General features: G+C 64.7%; 21 protein-coding genes and 1 pseudogene. 6 read left to right on the forward strand and 16 right to left on the reverse strand.

Annotated elements, in window-relative coordinates; all coding sequences use genetic code 11:
- Positions 1-8: 8 nt before the first annotated feature.
- From AC07NT_RS10425 to AC07NT_RS10445, 5 genes are all read right to left on the reverse strand, one after another.
- A complete protein-coding gene (locus tag AC07NT_RS10425; protein ID WP_498599093.1) occupies positions 9-398 on the reverse strand; it encodes a thiol-disulfide oxidoreductase DCC family protein in 390 nt (129 codons plus the stop codon).
- Entirely contained in the window at positions 395-946 is a 552-nt protein-coding gene (locus tag AC07NT_RS10430; RefSeq protein ID WP_498599092.1) for a DUF4166 domain-containing protein, read from the reverse strand. The genes AC07NT_RS10425 and AC07NT_RS10430 overlap by 4 nt, the downstream gene beginning before the upstream one ends.
- Positions 947-1038: 92 nt before the next feature.
- A complete protein-coding gene (locus AC07NT_RS10435; protein WP_498599091.1) occupies positions 1039-1281 on the reverse strand; it encodes a hypothetical protein in 243 nt (80 codons plus the stop codon).
- Between the two features lie 132 nt (positions 1282-1413).
- Complete coding sequence (locus AC07NT_RS10440) at positions 1414-2289, reverse strand: ice-binding family protein (protein WP_498599090.1); 876 nt, start codon at positions 2287-2289, stop codon at positions 1414-1416.
- Positions 2290-2471: 182 nt separating this feature from the next.
- The gene (locus AC07NT_RS10445) at positions 2472-3296 is read right to left on the reverse strand and encodes an ice-binding family protein (protein ID WP_498599089.1); all 825 of its coding nucleotides are present in this window, start codon (positions 3294-3296) and stop codon (positions 2472-2474) included.
- Between the two features lie 85 nt (positions 3297-3381).
- On the opposite strand from AC07NT_RS10445, the gene AC07NT_RS10450 reads away from it, so the two are divergent.
- The gene (locus AC07NT_RS10450) at positions 3382-3846 is read left to right on the forward strand and encodes a hypothetical protein (RefSeq protein ID WP_498599088.1); all 465 of its coding nucleotides are present in this window, start codon (positions 3382-3384) and stop codon (positions 3844-3846) included.
- A gap of 130 nt (positions 3847-3976) precedes the next feature.
- On the opposite strand, the gene AC07NT_RS10455 is transcribed toward AC07NT_RS10450, so the two are convergent.
- The 7 genes and pseudogenes from AC07NT_RS10455 to polA form a co-directional block, all read right to left on the reverse strand.
- Positions 3977-4240, reverse strand: coding sequence for a DUF3297 family protein (locus AC07NT_RS10455; RefSeq protein WP_498599087.1), 264 nt, complete (start codon positions 4238-4240; stop codon positions 3977-3979).
- A gap of 16 nt (positions 4241-4256) precedes the next feature.
- A pseudogene (locus AC07NT_RS10460) lies at positions 4257-5278 on the reverse strand (LLM class flavin-dependent oxidoreductase).
- 59 nt (positions 5279-5337) lie between these two features.
- The gene (locus AC07NT_RS10465) at positions 5338-6036 is read right to left on the reverse strand and encodes a lytic transglycosylase domain-containing protein (protein WP_498599086.1); all 699 of its coding nucleotides are present in this window, start codon (positions 6034-6036) and stop codon (positions 5338-5340) included.
- Positions 6037-6178: 142 nt separating this feature from the next.
- Positions 6179-6655 carry a DUF2269 family protein gene (locus AC07NT_RS10470; RefSeq protein WP_498599085.1) on the reverse strand — a complete coding sequence of 159 codons (477 nt, stop codon included), beginning with the start codon at positions 6653-6655 and terminating at the stop codon, positions 6179-6181.
- Positions 6652-7020, reverse strand: a complete 369-nt coding sequence (locus AC07NT_RS10475) for a DoxX-like family protein (protein WP_498599084.1) — start codon at positions 7018-7020, stop codon at positions 6652-6654. The genes AC07NT_RS10470 and AC07NT_RS10475 overlap by 4 nt, the downstream gene beginning before the upstream one ends.
- Before the next feature lie 26 nt (positions 7021-7046).
- Entirely contained in the window at positions 7047-8168 is a 1122-nt protein-coding gene (locus AC07NT_RS10480; protein WP_498599083.1) for a saccharopine dehydrogenase family protein, read from the reverse strand.
- A 49-nt stretch (positions 8169-8217) separates the two neighbouring features.
- On the reverse strand, positions 8218-11001 hold the full coding sequence (gene polA / locus AC07NT_RS10485) for a DNA polymerase I (RefSeq protein ID WP_498599082.1): 2784 nt from the start codon (positions 10999-11001) through the stop codon (positions 8218-8220).
- Between the two features lie 53 nt (positions 11002-11054).
- Between polA and AC07NT_RS10490 the strand changes: the two genes are divergently transcribed.
- From AC07NT_RS10490 to AC07NT_RS10500, 3 genes are read left to right on the forward strand one after another with little or no spacing between them, the layout of a single operon-like run.
- Positions 11055-11390: a hypothetical protein gene (locus AC07NT_RS10490; RefSeq protein ID WP_498599081.1), complete on the forward strand. Its 336-nt coding sequence runs from the start codon at positions 11055-11057 to the stop codon at positions 11388-11390.
- A 4-nt stretch (positions 11391-11394) separates the two neighbouring features.
- The gene (locus tag AC07NT_RS10495; protein ID WP_498599080.1) at positions 11395-12384 is read left to right on the forward strand and encodes a homoserine kinase; all 990 of its coding nucleotides are present in this window, start codon (positions 11395-11397) and stop codon (positions 12382-12384) included.
- Positions 12381-13169 carry a BPSS1780 family membrane protein gene (locus AC07NT_RS10500; RefSeq protein WP_498599079.1) on the forward strand — a complete coding sequence of 263 codons (789 nt, stop codon included), beginning with the start codon at positions 12381-12383 and terminating at the stop codon, positions 13167-13169. Before AC07NT_RS10495 ends, AC07NT_RS10500 begins: the two co-directional genes overlap by 4 nt.
- Positions 13170-13183: 14 nt before the next feature.
- Here the strand turns inward: AC07NT_RS10500 and AC07NT_RS10505 are convergent, their stop codons facing one another.
- A complete protein-coding gene (locus AC07NT_RS10505; RefSeq protein WP_498599078.1) occupies positions 13184-14020 on the reverse strand; it encodes an IclR family transcriptional regulator in 837 nt (278 codons plus the stop codon).
- Positions 14021-14198: 178 nt separating this feature from the next.
- Between AC07NT_RS10505 and AC07NT_RS10510 the strand changes: the two genes are divergently transcribed.
- Together AC07NT_RS10510 and AC07NT_RS10515 are read left to right on the forward strand one after the other, a co-directional pair.
- A complete protein-coding gene (locus AC07NT_RS10510) occupies positions 14199-15341 on the forward strand; it encodes an ABC transporter substrate-binding protein (protein WP_498599077.1) in 1143 nt (380 codons plus the stop codon).
- Positions 15342-15491: 150 nt separating this feature from the next.
- Complete coding sequence (locus tag AC07NT_RS10515; protein WP_174251519.1) at positions 15492-16205, forward strand: YebC/PmpR family DNA-binding transcriptional regulator; 714 nt, start codon at positions 15492-15494, stop codon at positions 16203-16205.
- A 74-nt stretch (positions 16206-16279) separates the two neighbouring features.
- On the opposite strand, the gene AC07NT_RS10520 is transcribed toward AC07NT_RS10515, so the two are convergent.
- From AC07NT_RS10520 to AC07NT_RS10530, 3 genes are read right to left on the reverse strand one after another with little or no spacing between them, the layout of a single operon-like run.
- Positions 16280-17125: a citryl-CoA lyase gene (locus AC07NT_RS10520; protein ID WP_498599076.1), complete on the reverse strand. Its 846-nt coding sequence runs from the start codon at positions 17123-17125 to the stop codon at positions 16280-16282.
- A complete protein-coding gene (locus tag AC07NT_RS10525) occupies positions 17122-18324 on the reverse strand; it encodes a CaiB/BaiF CoA transferase family protein (RefSeq protein WP_498599075.1) in 1203 nt (400 codons plus the stop codon). The genes AC07NT_RS10520 and AC07NT_RS10525 overlap by 4 nt, the downstream gene beginning before the upstream one ends.
- A 5-nt stretch (positions 18325-18329) precedes the next feature.
- Complete coding sequence (locus AC07NT_RS10530) at positions 18330-19310, reverse strand: Bug family tripartite tricarboxylate transporter substrate binding protein (protein WP_498599074.1); 981 nt, start codon at positions 19308-19310, stop codon at positions 18330-18332.
- Positions 19311-19376 lie beyond the last annotated feature (66 nt).

Below are 19376 nucleotides of genomic sequence, written 5' to 3' on the forward strand. Positions count from 1 at the left end.
CAGGCTGCTCAGGGAAGAAAACGCGACGCGAATTCCGGCGCCGGCAGCAAACAGGAGTCGGAGCGACCGAACATCCAATAGCGGTTGCGGGCGATCCACCGGTACAGCGCATCGCGCAAGGGGGCCGGGACCAGCCACCCGACCCAGGCCAGGCGCCAAGGCCAGCCCAGGCCATGCAGCACCCGCAGAATGGCGGCCGTGTGCTGCCAGGTCTTCTGCCCATCCACCAGCAGCAGTGTCTGCAGGCCTTCTACCCGCAGGCCTGCCTGGGCGAGCAGCGCCTGGCCGGCCTGGCCCTGGATGGAAGCGAACTGGAACACGCCCTGGCGGTCGTGCTTCAACAGGAATTGCACCCAGCCATCGCAGAGCAGGCACTGGGCATCAAACACAACGATCACCGGCTTGCTCCCTGCTGCGCTGTAACCACAAGGTGACCACGATAACTGACGACCAGGCCGATCACAGGGACCGAGGCCTGAACGTGGAAATGGAGCCTGTCCGCTTCGCCCGTTTCCCGGGCCGTGATCTCCGGCATCAGCCAGCGCGGGCAAGGTAGGCCCCAGAAATGCAAGGTCCTCAAACGCATTTCGAGTGCTCCGGCCACCTCCACCAGTTCAAACGCCAGACGAGAAGCGCCGAGTTTTTCCGTGACGCGGATCCCGTCCTTCTTCAGAACCGAGCTCATCGTCCTGTTCGGAAAAAAGCGCGTCCAGGTCTCGGCGCCGGATTGCGCCAACAGCTCGAATCGGATGGGCCCCTGCGCAGATCGGTTCGGCGCTCCCAGGCAGATGGCCAGGAGCCTGGCTGCCCAGGAGCCAGGTGCGCGCACGTCCACCCAGCCATGCAGCTCATGGCGACCTGCCAGGCTGTGAAACCGGCGCACGGGCCCGGCCAGACGGTCAAACGCATCTCCCATCACAGCGCGGTACAGCGAAACGGAGGTCATATTCAGAGCCTTGAGTGTAAGACGACCCCAAACCTCGCCGCCATGAAAAAAGCCCGCCAAGGCGGGCTTTTCGGCAAAGACAGCAGCAGCCCTTACTTGGCGGCTTCTTCTTTCATCTCGGCCTTCTTCTTGGATTTCTTGGCCTTGCTCGACTTGCTGGCCTTGGCCTTTTTCTTCTTGTCAGCACGGGCTTCGGGCTTGGTCTCGGGCTTGGTGGGGGCCACGGCCGGTGCCGGTGCGACCGCCGGTGCCGGTGCCACGGCAGGAGCAGGAGCCTGGGCGTAAGTACCTGCGGCAAACAGGCCGGCGATCAGGGCAGCGAGCAACTTGTTCATATTCAGATTTCCTAGGGTTCAACGATGTAAACGACACATTCACTCAAGGGAATGCGTATCGCAACAATAACAGGTGCAGCCACAGGAATTGGTCAGCTTGCCGTCAGCGACAAACCGACCCCTCCAACGTGCTCAGCTCCTGCCGCCCTTGCCACCCGACTTGTCATTCCGGTCGTTGGGCTTGAACGGATTGTTGCTGTGTCCCGAGCCCGGAGCATCGCAATCGCGGTCGTGCTTGCCAGCGTCGTGCCCGCAATCGTTGGCGTCACCATGACCGCGATGGCCATGGTGATCCCTGTCGTGACACGAAGGCATCCCTGGCACCGACAGCGCGCCGCAGCCAATGATGCTGGCACCCGTCATGGTCAAGGCCACGTTGGACAAGGCCCGGCCAGCCAGCGTGCCGCGCGTCAAGGTGATGGATCCGATGGTGGCGTCCCCTGCCAGTATGTTGCCCTTGAGCGCCGAATCTGTCAGGGTTGCGGCGCCGCTGGGCGCCCAGTAAACGTTGCAAGGCTGAGCGCCACCGGCCATGGCAACCGAGAAGTTGGTGCCGGTCAAGGCCCCATTCACAAGAATGATCCAGACGCCGTTGGCAGGCCCGGTAAGTGTCAAGGTACCCGCCTTGGCGACTGCATCGGTGCAGTAGACACCGGGCGCGAGGTTCTGGTTCGCCAGATTACCGGGCACCTGGGTGCACGCCTGGGACTGGAGCGCAGCATAGGCGCTCAGGAAATCCGTACGTGCCTGGACTGCTGCCGCATTCGTCGCGGGAGGTATCGCCCCCGTCACGGTACAGCCGGTATTGGTGTAAGGAACTGCACTGCCGGGGGAAACACCGATGTCGCCGGTGACCACACCTGCGGTGCAAGTGACGTTGGTGCCGCCAAGCACGGAGAAAGCCGCAGCGCTTCCCAGCGAGACCTGGGCCCATGCAGGGCTGACTGCCGCAAGCAGCGCGCCGGTGGCCATGCAAATGGCCGAAAGAGACTTCCGAAGATGATTCATGATGCGTTTCCTTTGGTGATGACAACAATGTGCAAGACGTTTGTAGGCCTTGCGTGCGACGCCTGCCGTCTGCTGACGCACAGAAGCGACCGATCGGGCTGCGAGCCGTGCATGCAAGCCCATGAGAAAAGCCACTCCCTTGTGTCACAAGGGAATGGCTTGTCACTGACGGTGTGTACCGTTTACTGGGGCACGGTCACCGAAGAGAAGGTGTCGAGCACCACGCCCGCTGCGTGCGAGAACAGGCGCCCTTCCACCACGGTGGGGTTCAGAGCCGTACCGCCCAGCACCTGCACGGCGGCGCCGTTGGCGATGACCGTGCCCTTGAAGACGGAGCTCACGCCCAGCGTGGCTGCACTACCCGCCATCCACCACACGTTCTTGGCCTGCGCGCCACCGGTCAGGGTGACTGTGCTGCTGGTCCCCGTGGTCAGGGCAGCACCGGTCTGGAAGATGAAGACCGCGTCCGGATTGCCACCCGCGTTGAGGGTGATGTTGAAGGTGTTGCCTACACCGATCGGGTTGGCGGTGCGATACAGCCCCGGCACATAGATGGGACCGTTGGTCACGCCCGCACAGGCAGCCTGGGCGTGGGAGAGTTCGCCGTCGACGATGGCGCAGGCATTGGTGCTGCGGTTGGCGGCATCGATGTAGGCCGCGTTGAAGGCGGTTTGCGCGTCAATCGCCGCTTGGTCGCCGTTGTGCACCACGCCGTTGAGCACCGTCACACCGACCACGCAGTTGTTGCAGGCACCGGCCGGGTTCAATCCCACATTGCCATTGACCGAAGAATTCGCAGCGAGGGTGATCGCCGCGCTGCTGGCAAAAATGCCGTAGGTGCCCGCCGTGCCGAGGGTCGGGGATGCGCCTGCTGGCCCGGAATTCACCGGGGTGGCGGGCGTGGAACTGCTGTTGCTGCCTGCCCCGCACGCGGCGAGCACGGCAGCCGCCAGCGCGGCCATGAGCCAATGCGCAGCGGGTCGGTTTGCGTTTTCGAATCTGTTCATTTTCTTCCCCTGGTGGGTTGGACCGGAAAGTCCCGGCAGACGGTGCGTCGGCACCCCGGGCTTGTCCTTCCAGGGGCACATCCGGATGAACTGGGAACAAACCATTCATCGATGTCTCACTCTGCGCCGCTTGGCGAGATTGATCTGTGCGCTGACAAACATACCGGGGAAAGATGAAAGATCTTCTCCATCTATGTGGGCAAACAGACAGATCAATTCGCTTGAAATCGAAAAGATGAAATGGACGTCATGCCATGGCGTGCATCTCGAAGCTCTCTCTCCATCTGAAAGATATGAAATGACTCTCAACGAAACCAAAAACCACGACACCACTTCCGCTCAGACTGCGCAACAGCATCACGTGCAGGCCGCCGACCACCTTGAGCAGGCAGCCAAGTGCCACAAGGATGCCGCCCGACTGCTGGGTTCCGGCGACCAGACGGGTGCCCAAACCCATGTTGAAAAAGCCAAGACCCATACCGTGCAGGCTACCGAGCATGTGATGCAGGCAGCGAAGAAAACCGTCAGCAAGGACAAGGCCCCCGCCTGAGGCGACCTTTCCCCGCGCTGCCGGCTTATGGATGCCGGCAGCGCGGAGTCATATAAAAAAAGAGGAGCGTGTATCACGCTCCTCTTTTTTCTTGCCGCAACCTTTTGCGACGGCGGGTGCAGGGGATGGTTCAGCGATAGAAGGCCTCGACCTTGCCTTTGAGCTTGAGCATCAGCGGGTTGCCCTTGCGGTCCAGCGTCTTGCCAGCGGGCACCTTGACCCAGCCTTCACTGATGCAGTACTCCTCCACGTCCTTGCGTTCCTTGCCGTTGAAGGTGATGCCCACGTCGTGCTCGAACACGGCCGCCACATAGTGCGGACTGCGCGGATCGATGGAGAGGTGGTCGGGCAGCTCGGGGCGCTGCGTAGCCTGGGATGCGGTGCTGTCGTTCATGGGGACGTATTGTGCTTCAAGCCGCCACGGGGGCCAGGCTGCGGGCCGCGGCCGCGATGTCCAGCGAGCGCAGACGCAGATCCGCATCGTAGACGTCCGACACCAGGATGAACTCATCGGCCTGCGTGGCCTGGGCCAGTTGCTCGAAGCCGGTGCGCACGGTCTGCGGCCCGCCGATCACGGCCATGGCCAGGAAGTCGGCAATCGCCGCGCGCTCCTGCGGGTGCAGCTGTTCCATGAAATGCTCCACCGGTGGCGCCAGGCGGCCGCGCTTGCCCGTGATGATGCCCAGCACACGCTGGTAGGTGCTGCTGGCCAGGAACTCGGCCTCCTCGTCGCTCGGCGCGGCGATCACGGGCACACCGATGGCCACATGGGGCTGCGCCAGCGTGGCCGAGGGGCGGAACTGGCTGCGGTAGATCTCGATGGCCTGCAACAGCAGGCGCGGCGCGAAGTGCGAGGCGAAGGCATAGGGCAGGCCCTGCTCCGCCGCCAGGCGCGCGGAGAACAGGCTCGAGCCCAGCAGCCAGATCGGTACGTTGGTGCCGGCACCGGGCATGGCGATCAGGCGCTGGCCGGGCTGGGCTGGGCTGGCCCCAGCAGGCGCTGCAGCTCGGCCACGTCACGCGGGAAATCTTCTTCGGTCTCCACGCGGTCACGACGCAGCGCGCGCATGGTCATGGGGTCGGTGCCGGGCGCGCGGCCCAGGCCCAGGTCGATGCGGCCCGGGTAGAGCTCGGCGAGCGTCCCGAAAGCCTCGGCCACCACCAGCGGCGCGTGGTTGGGCAACATGATGCCGCCCGAACCGACGCGGATGCGCTGCGTGCCCCCCGCGATATGCCCCACCAGCACGGCCGTGGCCGAGCTGGCGATGCCAGGCATGTTGTGGTGCTCGGCCAGCCAGTAGCGCGTGAAGCCCAGGGCTTCGGCGTGCTGCGCAGTACGCAGGGCGATGCCCAGCGCGTCGGCCACCGTGCCGCCTTCGCGCACGGCCACCAGGTCCAGCATGGACAGGGCAATGTCGTTCAGTGATTTCATGGGCCTATTTTCGGCCAGGGACGATGCCCGTGCTGGGCCGGGTCTTTTGGCCGCAGGCCTCAGCTCTGGGGGCTGCTCTTGTAGCGCTGGTGCAGGATGCGCACGCGCTGCACATAGACCTGGGTCTCGGCATAGGGCGGCACGCCCGCGTACTTCTGGACGGCCTGGGGGCCGGCGTTGTAGGCGGCGGTGGCCAGCATCACGTCGTTCTTGAACTGGACCAGCAAGTCAGCCAGGTACTTCGCACCGCCATGGATGTTCTCGCGGGGCACCCGGGGATTGGCCACGCCCAGCACCTTCGCCGTCGCGGGCATGAGCTGCATCAGGCCGACCGCGCCCTTGGGCGAACGGGCATGCACGTTGAAACCCGACTCCGCGTGGATCACGGCGCGCACCAGGGCCGGGTCGACCTTGAACTGGTGCGCGGCCACGTTGATCTCTTCTGTGAATGCATCGCGGTACAGGCGGGTGGCATGCCAGTCCACCGTGGACGTGGGGCTGCAGGCAAAACACTGGGGGCGAAGCACCACATAGGCCCCGTGGCTGGGCGGCCGGTCCGAAAACGAGGTGGTGCCGCCCGCGAGGGACTTGTAGATCCTGGTGGCGGGCTTGGGCAGGTCCATGGGGGGGACACCGTCGGCAGCCGAACCGGGCTCCAACGCAGCGGCCGGGACCGACCAGGCCAGCAGCAGAGCGGCCACGACCACCCACGCGGCCCGTGCGGGGGCGGCGCAGGCCTGCTGGAGTCGGTGGGGCATGAGGGGACGCATAGAAAGATTCGGGCGTTCCGCTGAATTGTCCTGCCAAATGGCCTCAGCTACCAAGCCCGTTAAGAGGAGAAAACAGACCGTTCAGTGCGCTTTATCCCGGTTCGACCCCATTTCCGGACTTGAACGACGCTCATGCGCCCAACGCCGGCTTGACCACCATCAGATAGAACACCACGATCATGGCCACAAAGGCGGGGTAGCCCAACCACTCCCAATAGCGGCTGTAGCGCCAGTAGAGCAAAGGCAATTCGGTGTGCGTCTCCAGCGCCACCCGGGCCATGGCCGCCATGCGCAGCTGCAACCAGACCACGGGCAACCAGCAGGCCCCGGCAAGAAAGAACAGGGCCAGTGAGAGGGCCAGCCAGGGCGTCCACAAGGACCAGCCGGCCAGATGCGCCAACAGCAGGCCGGTGCCCATCTGGATGAAAACGGTGGGGGTGGTGAACCACCAGTCCGCGCGCACCACGAGCCGGGAAACGACAGCCTGCGCCGCAAGGTTGTGGCTGCGGTTGACGAAAAACATGTAGAAGGCCGAGCCAAAACCTGTACCGACCAGCAGGACGCTGGAGAGGATGTGGATCCACTTCATCGTGAGGTACAGGTTCATGCGGTTTTCCTGGCCAGGACGAGGAGCACGGCCGCGATGGGCACGTTCTTGGTCAATGGCCCCAGAGGATGCAGCCACAGCCATGGGCTCAGGACCGTCGCGACGAGGGTCATCAGGAGCATGACAAGCAGGGCCGCCAGATAGATCACCCTGTTCGGCTTCAGCCACAGGGCCAGACCCAGCGCCGCATCCACACCAGCCCCGCTCAGGATCAACCAGGATGCAGAGGCCGCGTCCAGGCCCTGGACCCCGACCAGCAGTTGCGCGCTTTGCCCATGCAGCTCCAGCACGCTGACCAGCGCCGTGGCCAGCCAGACAAAGATCAGGCTGTAGCGCAACAGCTTCTGGTCGCGTGATGTGAGCATGTGTTGATCCCTTCGAAGGTTGGCGTTCACGCGCCGTGAACCGCGACCTCGTCCATTGTTTCCGTGACCATGCCCCAGCGAGCAAACTCCGGCTCGAATTCTGCAAGCTGCAGCAGCCCCATGCAGGCGTGGGCCCCTAGAAGTAGCGCTTCCCCGCGCGCGAGCTTGCGTGCCAGCAGGATGGCGGCCATGCAGGGGATCTCCGGCCCATGGTCATGTCCCGCCGTGACATGCCATGCGCGATGCACCGTTCGCCCGGCAGCATCCAGGCCCTGGACACGGACCACCATGCCGCCGTTGGCCGTTCCCAGAAAATCCAGTGCAGGCGCCGTGGCATTCAACAGCCCGGCCAGGCGCGAGGGTTGCGTCAACACACCGGCGGCCCGCAGACCGGCCAGCGCCGCCAGCACCCTTTGCGTCAGACCGACCTCCAGCGCCGCCCTGAACATGACGCGCTGGCGAACGCGGTACCGCGCAGGGAACAACTCCAGATCCGGGATGTCGCACAGCGCGCCCAGCCGGGGACGCAATTGCGCGAAATGGACGGTCTCAGGCCGGGCCCAGCCACGCCGGGTCTGCCATCGCCCCTGGTCCCACACCTGTATGGGCCCACCGCAATAACTCAGCACCGCAGCCAGCGTGGCCTTGCCCCTGGGGGCCGTCTGCGCCGGGGCGATGCAGGTGTCGATCGTGTCGATGTTTTGCCAGCCCTGGCACAGCTGGTCGATGACCGCCGAGGACAGGGCCGGTACGGTGCTGGCGCCGCAGATGGCGGTCAGCCCCGCGGCCCTGAAACCCGCATCCATGGCGGCCGGGAAATCACAGACAAAACGGCGACCATCGGACAGGTCGATGTAGTGGGCTCCCGCTGCAGCGGCCGCCTGGGCCACGCCATAGGCCTGTTGCTGGAAGGGACCGGCCGTGTGGACCAGCAGCTGCACCCCGAGGCCACGCAGCGTTTGCGAGAAGTCTGGAGCCGACAAATCGATGGCCACGCCTTGCACTCCAGCGCCCAGTTCAAGCGCCAGTGCCTGCGCGCGCTGCAGGTCACGGCCGCCAATCAAGAGCTTTATCGTGGAGTCCCTGGCCAGGGCACGGCAGATCCGCGCACCGAAGTTGCCATAACCGCCCAGCACCAGCGTCTTCAAGCCGACCTCCCTGCCCTTGCGTTTTATCGGATCGCGTGAGCGACGGCCATCAATGCGCCTTGTCCCAGTTCGGCCCCACGCCCACCTCGGCCAGCAACGGTACCTTGAGCTGGGCCACACCGGCCATGATCCTCGGAATTTCGTGGCGCAACCAGGTGACCTCGTCCTCCGGCACCTCGAAAACCAGTTCGTCGTGCACCTGCATGATCATCTTGGTCTTGCGGCCCTCGGTGTCGAGCACGCGTTGCACCTCGTTCATGCTCATCTTGATGAGATCGGCCGCCGTGCCCTGCATGGGCGCGTTGATGGCGGCGCGTTCGGCGCCGCTGCGGCGCGGGCCGTTGGGTGAGTTGATCTCGGGCAGGTAGAGGCGACGGCCGAAGACGGTTTCCACATAACCGCGGGCCTTGGCCTGCTGGCGCGTGTCGTCCATGTAGCGCTTCACACCGGGGTAACGGTCGAAGTAGCGCTCGATGTAGTTCTTGGCGGCCGTGTTGTCGATACCCAGGCTGCGCGCCAGGCCGAAAGCACTCATGCCGTAGATCAGGCCGAAGTTGATGACCTTGGCGTAACGGCGCTGCTCGCTGCTGACCTGGCTGGTCGGCACGCCAAAGACCTCGGAGGCCGTGGCGCGGTGCACGTCCATGCCGTCGTGGAAGGCCAGCAGCAGGGCCGCATCACCGCTGATGTGGGCCATGATGCGCAACTCGATCTGCGAATAGTCGGCGCTCGCAATGACACTGCCCGCAGGGGCGACAAAGGCCTCGCGCACGCGCCGGCCTTCGGGCGTGCGGATCGGGATGTTTTGCAGGTTCGGGTCGTTGCTGGACAGGCGCCCCGTCACCGCCACGGCCTGCGCGTAATGCGTGTGCACGCGGCCGGTGCGCGGGTGGACCATCAGGGCCAGCTTGTCGGTGTAGGTGCCCTTGAGCTTGGACAGGCCGCGGTGCTCCAGGATCTTGGCCGGCAGGGGAAAGTCCTCTGCCAGCTTCTCCAGCACTTCTTCGTCCGTGCTGGGTGCGCCAGTGGCGGTCTTCTTCACGATGGGCAGGCCCAGCTTGGTGAAGAAGATCTCACCGATCTGTTTGGGTGAACCGAGGTTGAAGGGCTGGCCGGCCAGCTCGTGCGCTTCCTGTTCGAGTTGCAGGATGCGCTGGCCCAGCTCGTGGCTCTGGTTGGCGAGGGTGGGCGCGTCGATCAGCACGCCGTTGCGCTCGATGCGGTAGAGCGACTCGGAACTGGTCATCTCCAGCTCGTAGATGAACTTCAGTTTCTCGTCGGCCTGCAGCAGCGGCCACAGCACGCGGTGCACGTCCAGGGTCTGGTCCGAGTCTTCGCAGGAGTATTCGGCCGCCTTGTCGATGGCGACCTGGCTGAAGGAAATCTGCTTGGCGCCCTTGCCGCAGAGGTCTTCGTAGTTGATGCCGCTGCGCCCCAGGTGGCGTTCGGCCAGGCTGGCCAGGCCGTGGGGTTTGTGCACTTCCAGCACATAACTCTGCAGCATGGTGTCGTGCGCGTAGCCCTGTACCTCGATGCCGTGGTTGGCCAGCACATGGCGGTCGTACTTGACGTGCTGGCCCAGCTTCTTGTGCGCGGGGTTTTCCAGCCAGGGCTTGAGTTTGGCCAGCACCTCGTCGCGCGGCAGCTGCGCGGGTGCGTCGGGGTAGTCGTGTGTGAGCGGGATGTAGGCGGCCTCGCCCGGCACCACGCTGAAGGAGATGCCCACGACCTCGGCCACCATCTCGTCCAGCGAGGTGGTCTCGGTGTCCAGTGCCACCAGCTCGGCGGCCTGCACTTTCTGCAGCCAGCGGTCAAACGTCTCCCAGTCGAGGATGGTGTCGTACTTGAGCTGGCTCACACGTGGAGCCGCGGGTGCCGCAGGTTCGTCGAACAGACCTGGGTTGCTGCTGTCGGCGGCCTTGGTCTTGGCCGCAGGTGCGGGCGGCGCTTCACCTCCGATGGCGCGCGCCAGGCCCTTGAAACCGTACTTCTCGTAGAAGTCCTTGAGCGCCGCCGTATCGGGCTCACCCACCACCACGGCGTCCAGCGCCGGTAGGCCGGGCACCCAGCCGTTGAGATCGCAATCGGTCTTGATGGTCAGCAGCTGTCGGCCCGTGGGCAGCCAGTCCAGCGCCTTCTTGAGGTTCTCGCCGGCCGCGCCCTTGATGGCGTCGGCGTTGGCCACGATGTTGTCCAGCGAGCCGTATTCCTGCAGCCACTTGGCGGCGGTCTTGGGCCCGACCTTCTGCACGCCGGGCACGTTGTCCACGGCATCACCCACCAGGGTCTGGTAATCGACCATCAGGTGCGGGGGCACGCCGAACTCGGCCTCCACGCCCGCCACGTCGCGGCGCTTGCCGTTCATGGTGTCGACGATGGTGATGTGGGGCGTGACCAGCTGGGCCAGGTCCTTGTCGCCGCTGCTGATGATCACTTCCACCTCATGGCTGGCCCCGGCCACGGCCAGGGTGCCGATCACGTCATCGGCCTCTACGCCGGGCACGTCCAGCACCTTCCAACCCATCAGGCGCACCACCTCGTGGATGGGTTCGATCTGCGCACGCAGGTCATCTGGCATGGGCGAGCGCTGGGCCTTGTACTCGGGGTAGATGGCGTCGCGGAAGGTCGGGCCCTTGGCGTCGAACACGCAGACCGCGTAGTCAGCGGGCACTTCCTTGCGCAGGCTCTGCAGCATGTTGATCATGCCGCGGATGGCGCCGGTGGGCGGACTCGTCGGGTCCCCCGGCACGGCGCGCAGGTCCGGCATGGCGTGGAAGGCACGGTACAGGTAGCTGGAACCGTCGACCAGCAGCAGGGTTTTCTTGTCGCTCATCCGGCCATTTTGCCTGTGCCAGGCCTGAACCCCTCAGGTCCTACAATTGCAGGATGCCCGCTCTCCTCCCCCGTCTCCTGCGCACCCTGCTGGCCCTCTCCTGCCTGGCCGCAACTGCTGCCCTGGCCCAGAAGCCGGCGGCACTGCCGCGCGACGTCGCCCCCCCCTCGACCGGCGCCACCGAACAGAAGATCGAACGCATCCGCCACGAAGACGCGGGCTCGCGCATCGAGGAATTGCGCGTGGGTGGCGAAACCAAGCAGATCACCGTCCAGCCCAAGGGCGATGCCCCGGCCTACCAGGTCGCGCCCGAAAGCAATAACCGCAACCCCGCCAGCACCGACCGCGAACGCAGTGGTACCGGCGGCTGGAATATTCTCAAGTACTGACCCGATGGCCGTTTTCACCGAAGTCTCTTTCGACGAGGCCAGCGTCCTGCTGCAAGGCCTCAAGCTCGGCCAGCTGCAGGAACTGCGCGGTATCCAGGGCGGCATCGAGAACACCAACTACTTCGCCACCACGGACCAGGGCGAGTACGTGCTGACCCTGTTCGAGCGCCTGAGCTTCGAGCAGCTGCCCTTTTACCTGCACCTCATGAAGCACCTGGCGCTGCAGGGCATCCCAGTGCCGGACCCGGCCGCCAATGCCGACGGCGACATCCTGCACCGACTCAAGGACAAACCAGCCGCTGTGGTGAACCGCCTGCGCGGCAAAAGCGAGCTCTCGCCCACACCGGCCCATTGCGCCGCCGTGGGCGCCATGCTGGCCCAGATGCATTTGGCCGGGCGCGACTATGCACGCCGCCAGCCCAATCTGCGCGGCCTGCCCTGGTGGAACGAGACCGTGCCCCTGGTGCTGCCCCACATCGACGCCGAGCAGGCCGCCCTGCTGCGCAGCGAACTGGCCTTCCAGAACCACGTGGCTGCCTCGTCTGCCTACACGGCCCTGCCGCGTGGCGCCATCCATGCCGACCTGTTCCGCGACAACGTCATGTTCGACGGCCCGGCCGATGCGCCCGAGCTCAGCGGTTTCTTCGATTTCTATTTCGCCGGCATCGACACCTGGCTGTTCGACCTGGCTGTCTGCCTGAACGACTGGTGCATCAACCTCTCTACCGGCGAGACCGACCTGGAACGCAGCGCGGCCTTTGTGCAGGCCTATGCCACCGTGCGCGCCCTGACGGCGGCCGAGCGCCAGCTGCTGCCAGCCATGCTGCGTGCTGGCGCGCTGCGTTTCTGGATCTCCCGTCTGTGGGATTTCCACCTGCCGCGAGAGGCCAGCATGCTGCAGCCACACGACCCCGCACATTTCGAGCGCGTGCTGCGCCAGCGCGTGCTGCATCCGTTGCACGCGGCTGAACTCCTCGAAGCGACGCCCGCATGAAACTCAACATCGTTCCCGCCCGCACCGGTTTTGCCTGGGCACGCGCCGGTATCCGCACCTTCTGGCGGCAGCCGCTGGCGCTGGCGGGCCTGTTTTTCATGTTCATCACGCTGATCTCGGTGGCCAGCCTGTTGCCCTATGTGGGCAGCGTGCTGGCCCTGGTGCTGCTGCCCGCCGCCACCCTGGGGCTGATGGCCGCCACACGCGAGGCCGCCCAGGGCAAGTTCCCCATGCCCACCATCCTGATCAGCGCCTTTCGCGCGGGCCGCCAGCAGGCGCGGGCCATGGCCGGGCTGGGCGCGGTCTACGCCCTGGGTTTCCTGGCCATACTGGGCGCCTCCGCCCTGGCCGACGGCGGCGCCTTTGCCCGCATGTACCTGGTCGGTGGTGAGCTCACCCCCGAACTGCTGCAATCGGCCGCCTTCCAGAACGCGATGTGGATCGCCATGGGCCTGTACCTGCCCTTCTCCATGCTGTTCTGGCACGCCCCGGCCCTGGTGCACTGGCACGGCATCTCCCCGGGCAAAAGCCTGTTCTTCAGCTTCGTGGCCTGCACGCGCAACTTCGGCGCTCTCACGGTCTACACGCTGGCCTGGATGGGCCTGTTCATGGGCGTGGGCATGCTCGTGATGCTGGTCGCCGTCCTCCTGGGCCAGCCGGGCCTGATGCACACGCTGATGTTCCCCACCGCCATGTTGCTGGCGGCCATGTTCTTCAGCTCGATCTGGTTCACTTTCAGCGACAGTTTTGTCACCGATGAGCCGCCCGCCGCGCCAGCGGCCTGAGCGCACCGGGCCGCTCAGCGAGCCGACCCTCCGTACCCGACGCCTGTTGCCTGCAGCTTGCGCACCAGCGTCAGCAGCCTGGGCCTGGCCTCGTCCATCAGGAATGCCGTCGAGAGACTGACACCGGGCCCGCCGCAACTGATGACCATCAGCGGGCCGCCCTCGAGCCGCAGCGGCACTGCGATCGCGTTGACATCCTTCTGCCAATCTCCAAACGAGGTGCAGCAGCCGTGCTCCAGGTAGGCGGTCGCGGCCTGCGAGATGCCACGGCGCAGCCGCGGCCAGGCCCTCTCGTCCTGGTGTCGCAGGCGCTCGAACAGGTCGTCGCGCTCCACCGGACCGCAGGCTGCCAGATAGGCGCGGCCCATGGCGCTGTTGGCCAGCGGCAGGCGCGAGCCGACATCCAGGCTCAACGTCAGTGCGGATTCGCTGCGGCAGTTCTCGACGTAGATCATGCTCAGCCGGTCGCGCACGCCCAGCGAAACCATGGCCTGCGTGCTGTCAGCCAGGTCCTGCATCAGGGGACGTGCGAGCGCGCGTACGTCCAGACGCGCCAGCATGGCCCCGCCCAGCGCCAGCACGGCACTGCCCAGGCGGTAGCCGCTGGCCCCCTGGCCGTCCGTAGCCGGTTCGAGATAACCCTCGCGCGTCAGGGTGTAGGTCAGCCGCGAGATGGTGGACTTGGGCAGGCCGCAGCGGCGTGCCAGTTCCTGGTTGCCCAGCATGCGGTCACGCGAGCGGAAGGCGCTCAGCACGTCCAGGCCGCGCGCCAGCGCCGTGACGAAGTGACGGTCCTCCTTGGGACGGACGCCACCCTTCGCAGGTTTCGATTTCGGCTGTGTGTTCTGCACAGCAGAATTATGAACACATCCACATACCTTGCCAAGACTGTCGCCATGGTGTCATTTCTCGGGCGCCGATACGTTGATCATGATCAATCACTTACAAAATTCCTGTCCGAGGCAAGTCATTTGTTCTGCTCTGCAGAAATAATGGCCGGCCAGACTAAAAATACAAGGAGACTCCACCATGTCGAACCTATGGAACCGGGTCCTGTCGTTGGGACTCATCGCCTGCCTTGCCACAGCGCAGGCCGCCGTCACGCAGGACGAGATCGTGATCGGCCAGGTGGCGCCACTGACCGGCACCATCGCCGGTACCGGCAACGAATACGTCGCCGGGGGGGCGGCCTACTTCGCCTACGTGAACGACAACGGCGGCATCCACGGCCGCAAGATCCGCGTCGTCGTCAAGGACGACAGCTACAAACCTGACCAGACCCTGGCCCTGACGCGTCAGCTGCTGGCGGAGGACAAGCCGTTGGCGCTGTTCGGTTTCATCGGTACAGCCAATGTGCTGGCGCTGAACAAGAACAAAGTGCTGGAGGACGCCGGCATCGCACTGCTGGCACCCTACACCGGGGCGCAGGATCTGCGCGAGCCCATGCATCCCAACCTCTTCCACATCCGTGCCAGCTATACCGACGAAACCGCGGGCATGGTGGAGCACCTGCACACCATCGGCGTGCGCCGCATTGCCGTGATGTACCAAGACGATGCCTTCGGCAAAAGCGGGTTGGCCGGCGCCGAAACCGCGCTGAAGAGACTGGGCCTGGAACTCGCAGCCAAAGGCAGCTACGACCGGACCAAGCCTGAGGAGGTCGACGCGGCCGTGGCCGCCATCGCACCCTCCAACCCGGACGCCGTCATCATGGTCTCGGTCAACCGGGCTTCGGCAGCCTTCATCAAGAAGCTGCGCGCCCTGGGCAGCCAGGCCCAGCTGTTCAGCATCTCGGTGGTGAACTTCAAGGAGTTGCTGACCAACGCCGGGCCGGACTATGCCCGCGGCATCGGCATCTCGCAGGTCATGCCCTACCCCTACTCAGCCCGGGTGCCGGTGGTACGCGAATTCCAGACCCTGATGGCCAAGTACCAGCCCGACAAGGTGATCTCCTACGCGAGCATCGAGTCGTTCATCGCGGCCAAGATCCTGGTCGAGGCCCTGCGCCGCAGCGGCCCCGACCTCACACGCCAGAAAGTCATCACCCAGCTCGACCGGATGAACAACTACGACGTGGGTGGCTTCCGGGTGACCTTCGCACCCGACAACCACACGGGCTCGAAGTTCATGGAAGTCACGGTGATAGGCCGTGACGGGCGGCTGCTGCGCTAGCCAGCCCCCCGCCTCCGCGGGCGTGTGAACGCATGGGTGTATAACTACGCCCTTTCGAGCATGCGTCGCGACTCCACGGATTGTGCGCATGCCTACCCCCCAAAGCAGGACCGGCGCACCGATGCGCCACAACATCAAGGAACAGCGAACATGGGCGCGCAGTGGAAAGCAAAAGGCAAGGCACAGGCCGCAGATGCCCGGGGCAAGCTCTTCGGCAAACTGGCCAAGGAAATCATGGTCGCGGCCCGTGGCGGGGCCGACCCCGCCCTGAACTCGCGCCTGCGCCTGGTCGTGGAACAGGCCCGCAAGGTCTCCATGCCCAAGGACACGCTGGAACGCGCCATCAAGAAAGGCGCCGGCATCGGAGGTGATGCCGTGAATTTCGAGCACGTGATGTACGAAGGTTTTGCCCCTCACCGCGTGCCCGTGATGGTCGAGTGCCTGACCGACAACGTGAACCGCACCGCGCCCGAAATGCGCGTGCTCTTCCGCAAGGGCCAGCTGGGCACCTCGGGCTCGGTGGCCTGGGATTTCGACCACGTGGGTTTGATCGAAGCCGAACCCGCTGCCGCGGGCGCCGACCCGGAACTGGCCGCCATCGAGGCCGGTGCGCAGGACTTTGAAGCCGCCGGTGAAGACGGCGTCACGACCTTCATCACCGACGCCGCCGACCTGGATCTGGTGAGCCGCGCCCTGCCGGCCCAGGGTTTCACCGTGCTGTCCGCCAAGCTGGGCTACAAGCCCAAGAACCCCGTGGACCCGACCAGCCTGAGCGCCGAGCAGCTGGAAGAAGTGGAAGCCTTCCTGGCCGCCATCGACGCCAACGACGACGTGCAGAACATGTTCGTGGGGCTGGGCAGCTGAGGCCTGCGCCCCTGGGCAGCGGTCTCGCCCGCAGTGTCTTCCTGTCAGGAACAGGCGTTCGCGGGGTCGAGAACCTAGCGGCTGAGTGGGTCAGGAACCGTTCGCTCGGACGGGCCGTCATAGGTCCAGATGTATTGCCGCGGAATCGGCCCTTTGTTGCGCCCGCCCTGCTGACTTTGTTCCCAGGCGTGGGCTAGGATGCCGACGGAACGCGAAAGACAAAAAAGGCCTCGTGCCAGCGGGGCCGCGAATCCGAGCTCGGCATAGATCACGGCGGTCGCCCCGTCGATGTTCATCGGAATCCGCTTACCCTTGCGCGCAGCGAGCTCCGCTTCGACGGCCCGCGCGATACGCGCGTACCGGCCGCTGACATCGCCCGCAGAGGATGCTTCGTCCACGAGTTCAAGGAGGCGAGGCGCGCGCGGGTCAACCGGGTGGAACCGATGCCCGAAGCCAGAGACGAATTTGCCGTGCAGGGCGATGGATTCGTCAAGTGCTGTCTTCACAGCCGACTCCAAGCTATCACCCCGCTGGATAAGCACATCCACCGCCTCGTAAAGTTCCACTGCCTGTTCGCCAGCACCACCGTGGACGTCACCAAGCACATTGACGGCCGACGCCATTGCATTGTTCAGCCCCACACCGCAGGTCGTGGCCATGCGTGCAATTGCGATACTGGGTGCCTGAGGACCATGATCCACGGCGGCCATCAGTGCTGCATCCAGAAGAAACGCCTGTTTGTCACTCGGGAGTTCGCCGCGTGTCATGAGCCAGATCATGTGCGGCAGGCTCACACGCCCGATCAGTTGTTCGATCGGATAGCCGCGGTAGCGGATCACGCCGGGCGACATGTCGATGATCGACGTGCGCCACCAGTCGCGTACGCCCTGTTCGGCGCTCGTTTCGTTCGTGGTCGTCATACTGCGTTTTCCTCTTTCAGCAGGGCGATGCCAGCGGCGTCATAACCCAGTTCCGCCAACAGGGTATCCGTGTGCTCGCCCAGACGCGGCGGCGGTGCGGTCACTTTAGGGGCATGACCGTTGAGTTTGAAACCGGTACGAACGACGCGTACGTCACGTCCGACCCCGGGGACCTTCTCATACGTTGCCAGCATGTCGCGCCCGCTGATTTGCGGATGCTGCAGTGCCTGCGCTACGGTGTAGACGGGGCCAGCCGGCACCCCGGCCGCATTCAGCTGCTGCCACCACACCTCGGTAGACTGCGCGGAAAGAGCATCCTCCAGCAGCGCCTTCAGCTCGGCGCGGTTCTGCAGCCGGGCGTGGCGGTCTGCAAAATGAGGATGAGCGATCCATTCGGGCCGATTGACGACACGGCATACCGCCTCGAACTGCTCCTGCTTGTTGGCAGCGATGTTGATCAGGCCGTCGCCGGTACGGAACGTTCCCGACGGGCTGGCCGTGACGTTGTCATTGCCCATCGGTTGCGGTTCCCGCCCCGCGACGAGGTAATTCGACACTGCCCAACCCATGGTAGCCATCGTGGCCTCCAACATTGAGACGTCAATAAACACGGCTTCGCTGCGCTTTGAATTCGCGAGCGACGAGGCCACAGCGAACGCAGCTGTCATGCCGCCTATGGTGTCCGAAACCGGGTAGCCAACGCGCAAGGGGGCAGCAATGGCATCACCGGTGATGCTCATGACACCCGACATGCCCTGGATGATCTGATCGTATGCCGGCAGGTCGCGCAGCGGCCCCTCCTGGCCAAAGCCCGATATTGCGCAATAGATCAGCGTCTGATTTTCCTTCCGGAGATCCTCGAACCCAACGCCCAGCCGGTCCATCACGCCGGGGCGGAAATTCTCGACGACGACCTGGGCCGTACGCACAAGTCTTCGGAAGACATCCTTGCCAGCCTTGCTTTTGAGGTTGAGTGTGAGCGACCGCTTTCCAGGATTCTGCGCGAGGAACGACACACCCATGTGTGCGCGATTCAGTTCGTCGTCTGCACCGAGCTGCCTGGCGAGGTCACCGCCCTCGCGCGCCTCCACCTTGATCACATCCGCGCCCATGTGGGCCAGCTGGTGGCAGCAGAACGGGCCGGCCAGCACGTTCGTGAGGTCGAGGACACGGACGCCCTCCAGTGGCTTGGGTGCCATATGCATCAGTCCGCCTTCACCTTGGCATCGCGTACGACCGCAGCCCAACGCTGCTGTTCGACTTTCAACAGCTGTGCCGCCTGCTGCGGCGTCCCGCTTCCCGGAAGACTGCCTTCAGCAAGCAGTTTCGAGATGGCGTCGGGCTTGCCAAGCGCCTTCTCCACTTCCGCATGCAGACGATTCACGATCGATGCCGGAGTACCGGCTGGGACAACCAGCATCTTCCAGTCACCCGTCTCGAAGTCCTTGTAACCGGACTCGGCGATGGTGGGCGTATCAGGCAGGATAGGCAGGCGCTTGCTCGAGCTGACTGCGAGCGCGCGCAACTTGCCTGCCTTGACGAACTGCACGACAGCCTGGGGGGTCGCAAAGTAGTAGTTCACCTGGCCGCCAAGCAGATCCGTCGCCGCAGGACCCGCCCCCTTGTACGGGACATGCACGTGTTGGTAGCCGGCTTGCCTGGCGAAGATCTCGCCGGTGAGATGCCCCACCGTTCCGCTACCCGCCGAAGCAAGCGTGAGCTGGCCGGGGCTGGCCTTGGCCGCGGCAACGAAATCCGCGAGCGTCTTGTAAGGCGCATCGGCACGCACCACGAGCACGACCGGTTGCGACGCAACGACCGCCACTGGGACAAAGTCTTTCGTCGCGTCGTAGGGCATTTTTGCGTACAGCGCCGGGTTGATCGCCAGATTGGCCGTCTGCCCCATACCGAGGGTGTACCCATCAGGCTTGCTCTTGGCGACCACGTCCATACCGATGTTGCCGCCAGCGCCCGCCCGGTTTTCGACCACAAAAGTCCATCCGGCGCCGGTCTGGAGCTTGTCTGCGACGAGACGCGAAACGAAGTCCGTGCCACCGGCAGGCGGGAAAGGCACGATCAGCTTGATGGGCTGGCTGGCATAAGTGGCTTGCGCGAAGCTACTCAGCGGCACTGCCAAACAGGCGACAAGTGCGAGAAGGAGCGGACAACGATGCAATGGGGTCATGAGATGTCTCCAGGAAAATTCAGGACGAGGGTTGTTTTGATGGTTCTATAAGATAGAATACTGTTC

It is taken from the genome of Hylemonella sp. GW821-FHT10B10, from assembly GCF_059415585.1.

What these genes read in the sequence shown, in the direction of transcription:
- AC07NT_RS10430 (WP_498599092.1), bottom strand. Translation starts at nt 946, where the DNA reads ATGACCTCCGTTTCGCTGTACCGCGCTGTGATGGGAGATGCGTTTGAC.
- AC07NT_RS10435 (WP_498599091.1), bottom strand. Translation starts at nt 1,281, where the DNA reads ATGAACAAGTTGCTCGCTGCCCTGATCGCCGGCCTGTTTGCCGCAGGT.
- AC07NT_RS10440 (WP_498599090.1), bottom strand. Translation starts at nt 2,289, where the DNA reads ATGAATCATCTTCGGAAGTCTCTTTCGGCCATTTGCATGGCCACCGGC.
- AC07NT_RS10445 (WP_498599089.1), bottom strand. Translation starts at nt 3,296, where the DNA reads ATGAACAGATTCGAAAACGCAAACCGACCCGCTGCGCATTGGCTCATG.
- AC07NT_RS10450 (WP_498599088.1), top strand. Translation starts at nt 3,382, where the DNA reads ATGAACTGGGAACAAACCATTCATCGATGTCTCACTCTGCGCCGCTTG.
- AC07NT_RS10455 (WP_498599087.1), bottom strand. Translation starts at nt 4,240, where the DNA reads ATGAACGACAGCACCGCATCCCAGGCTACGCAGCGCCCCGAGCTGCCC.
- AC07NT_RS10465 (WP_498599086.1), bottom strand. Translation starts at nt 6,036, where the DNA reads ATGCCCCACCGACTCCAGCAGGCCTGCGCCGCCCCCGCACGGGCCGCG.
- AC07NT_RS10470 (WP_498599085.1), bottom strand. Translation starts at nt 6,655, where the DNA reads ATGAACCTGTACCTCACGATGAAGTGGATCCACATCCTCTCCAGCGTC.
- AC07NT_RS10475 (WP_498599084.1), bottom strand. Translation starts at nt 7,020, where the DNA reads ATGCTCACATCACGCGACCAGAAGCTGTTGCGCTACAGCCTGATCTTT.
- polA (WP_498599082.1), bottom strand. Translation starts at nt 11,001, where the DNA reads ATGAGCGACAAGAAAACCCTGCTGCTGGTCGACGGTTCCAGCTACCTG.
- AC07NT_RS10490 (WP_498599081.1), top strand. Translation starts at nt 11,055, where the DNA reads ATGCCCGCTCTCCTCCCCCGTCTCCTGCGCACCCTGCTGGCCCTCTCC.
- AC07NT_RS10495 (WP_498599080.1), top strand. Translation starts at nt 11,395, where the DNA reads ATGGCCGTTTTCACCGAAGTCTCTTTCGACGAGGCCAGCGTCCTGCTG.
- AC07NT_RS10500 (WP_498599079.1), top strand. Translation starts at nt 12,381, where the DNA reads ATGAAACTCAACATCGTTCCCGCCCGCACCGGTTTTGCCTGGGCACGC.
- AC07NT_RS10510 (WP_498599077.1), top strand. Translation starts at nt 14,199, where the DNA reads ATGTCGAACCTATGGAACCGGGTCCTGTCGTTGGGACTCATCGCCTGC.
- AC07NT_RS10515 (WP_174251519.1), top strand. Translation starts at nt 15,492, where the DNA reads ATGGGCGCGCAGTGGAAAGCAAAAGGCAAGGCACAGGCCGCAGATGCC.
- AC07NT_RS10520 (WP_498599076.1), bottom strand. Translation starts at nt 17,125, where the DNA reads ATGACGACCACGAACGAAACGAGCGCCGAACAGGGCGTACGCGACTGG.
- AC07NT_RS10525 (WP_498599075.1), bottom strand. Translation starts at nt 18,324, where the DNA reads ATGGCACCCAAGCCACTGGAGGGCGTCCGTGTCCTCGACCTCACGAAC.
- AC07NT_RS10530 (WP_498599074.1), bottom strand. Translation starts at nt 19,310, where the DNA reads ATGACCCCATTGCATCGTTGTCCGCTCCTTCTCGCACTTGTCGCCTGT.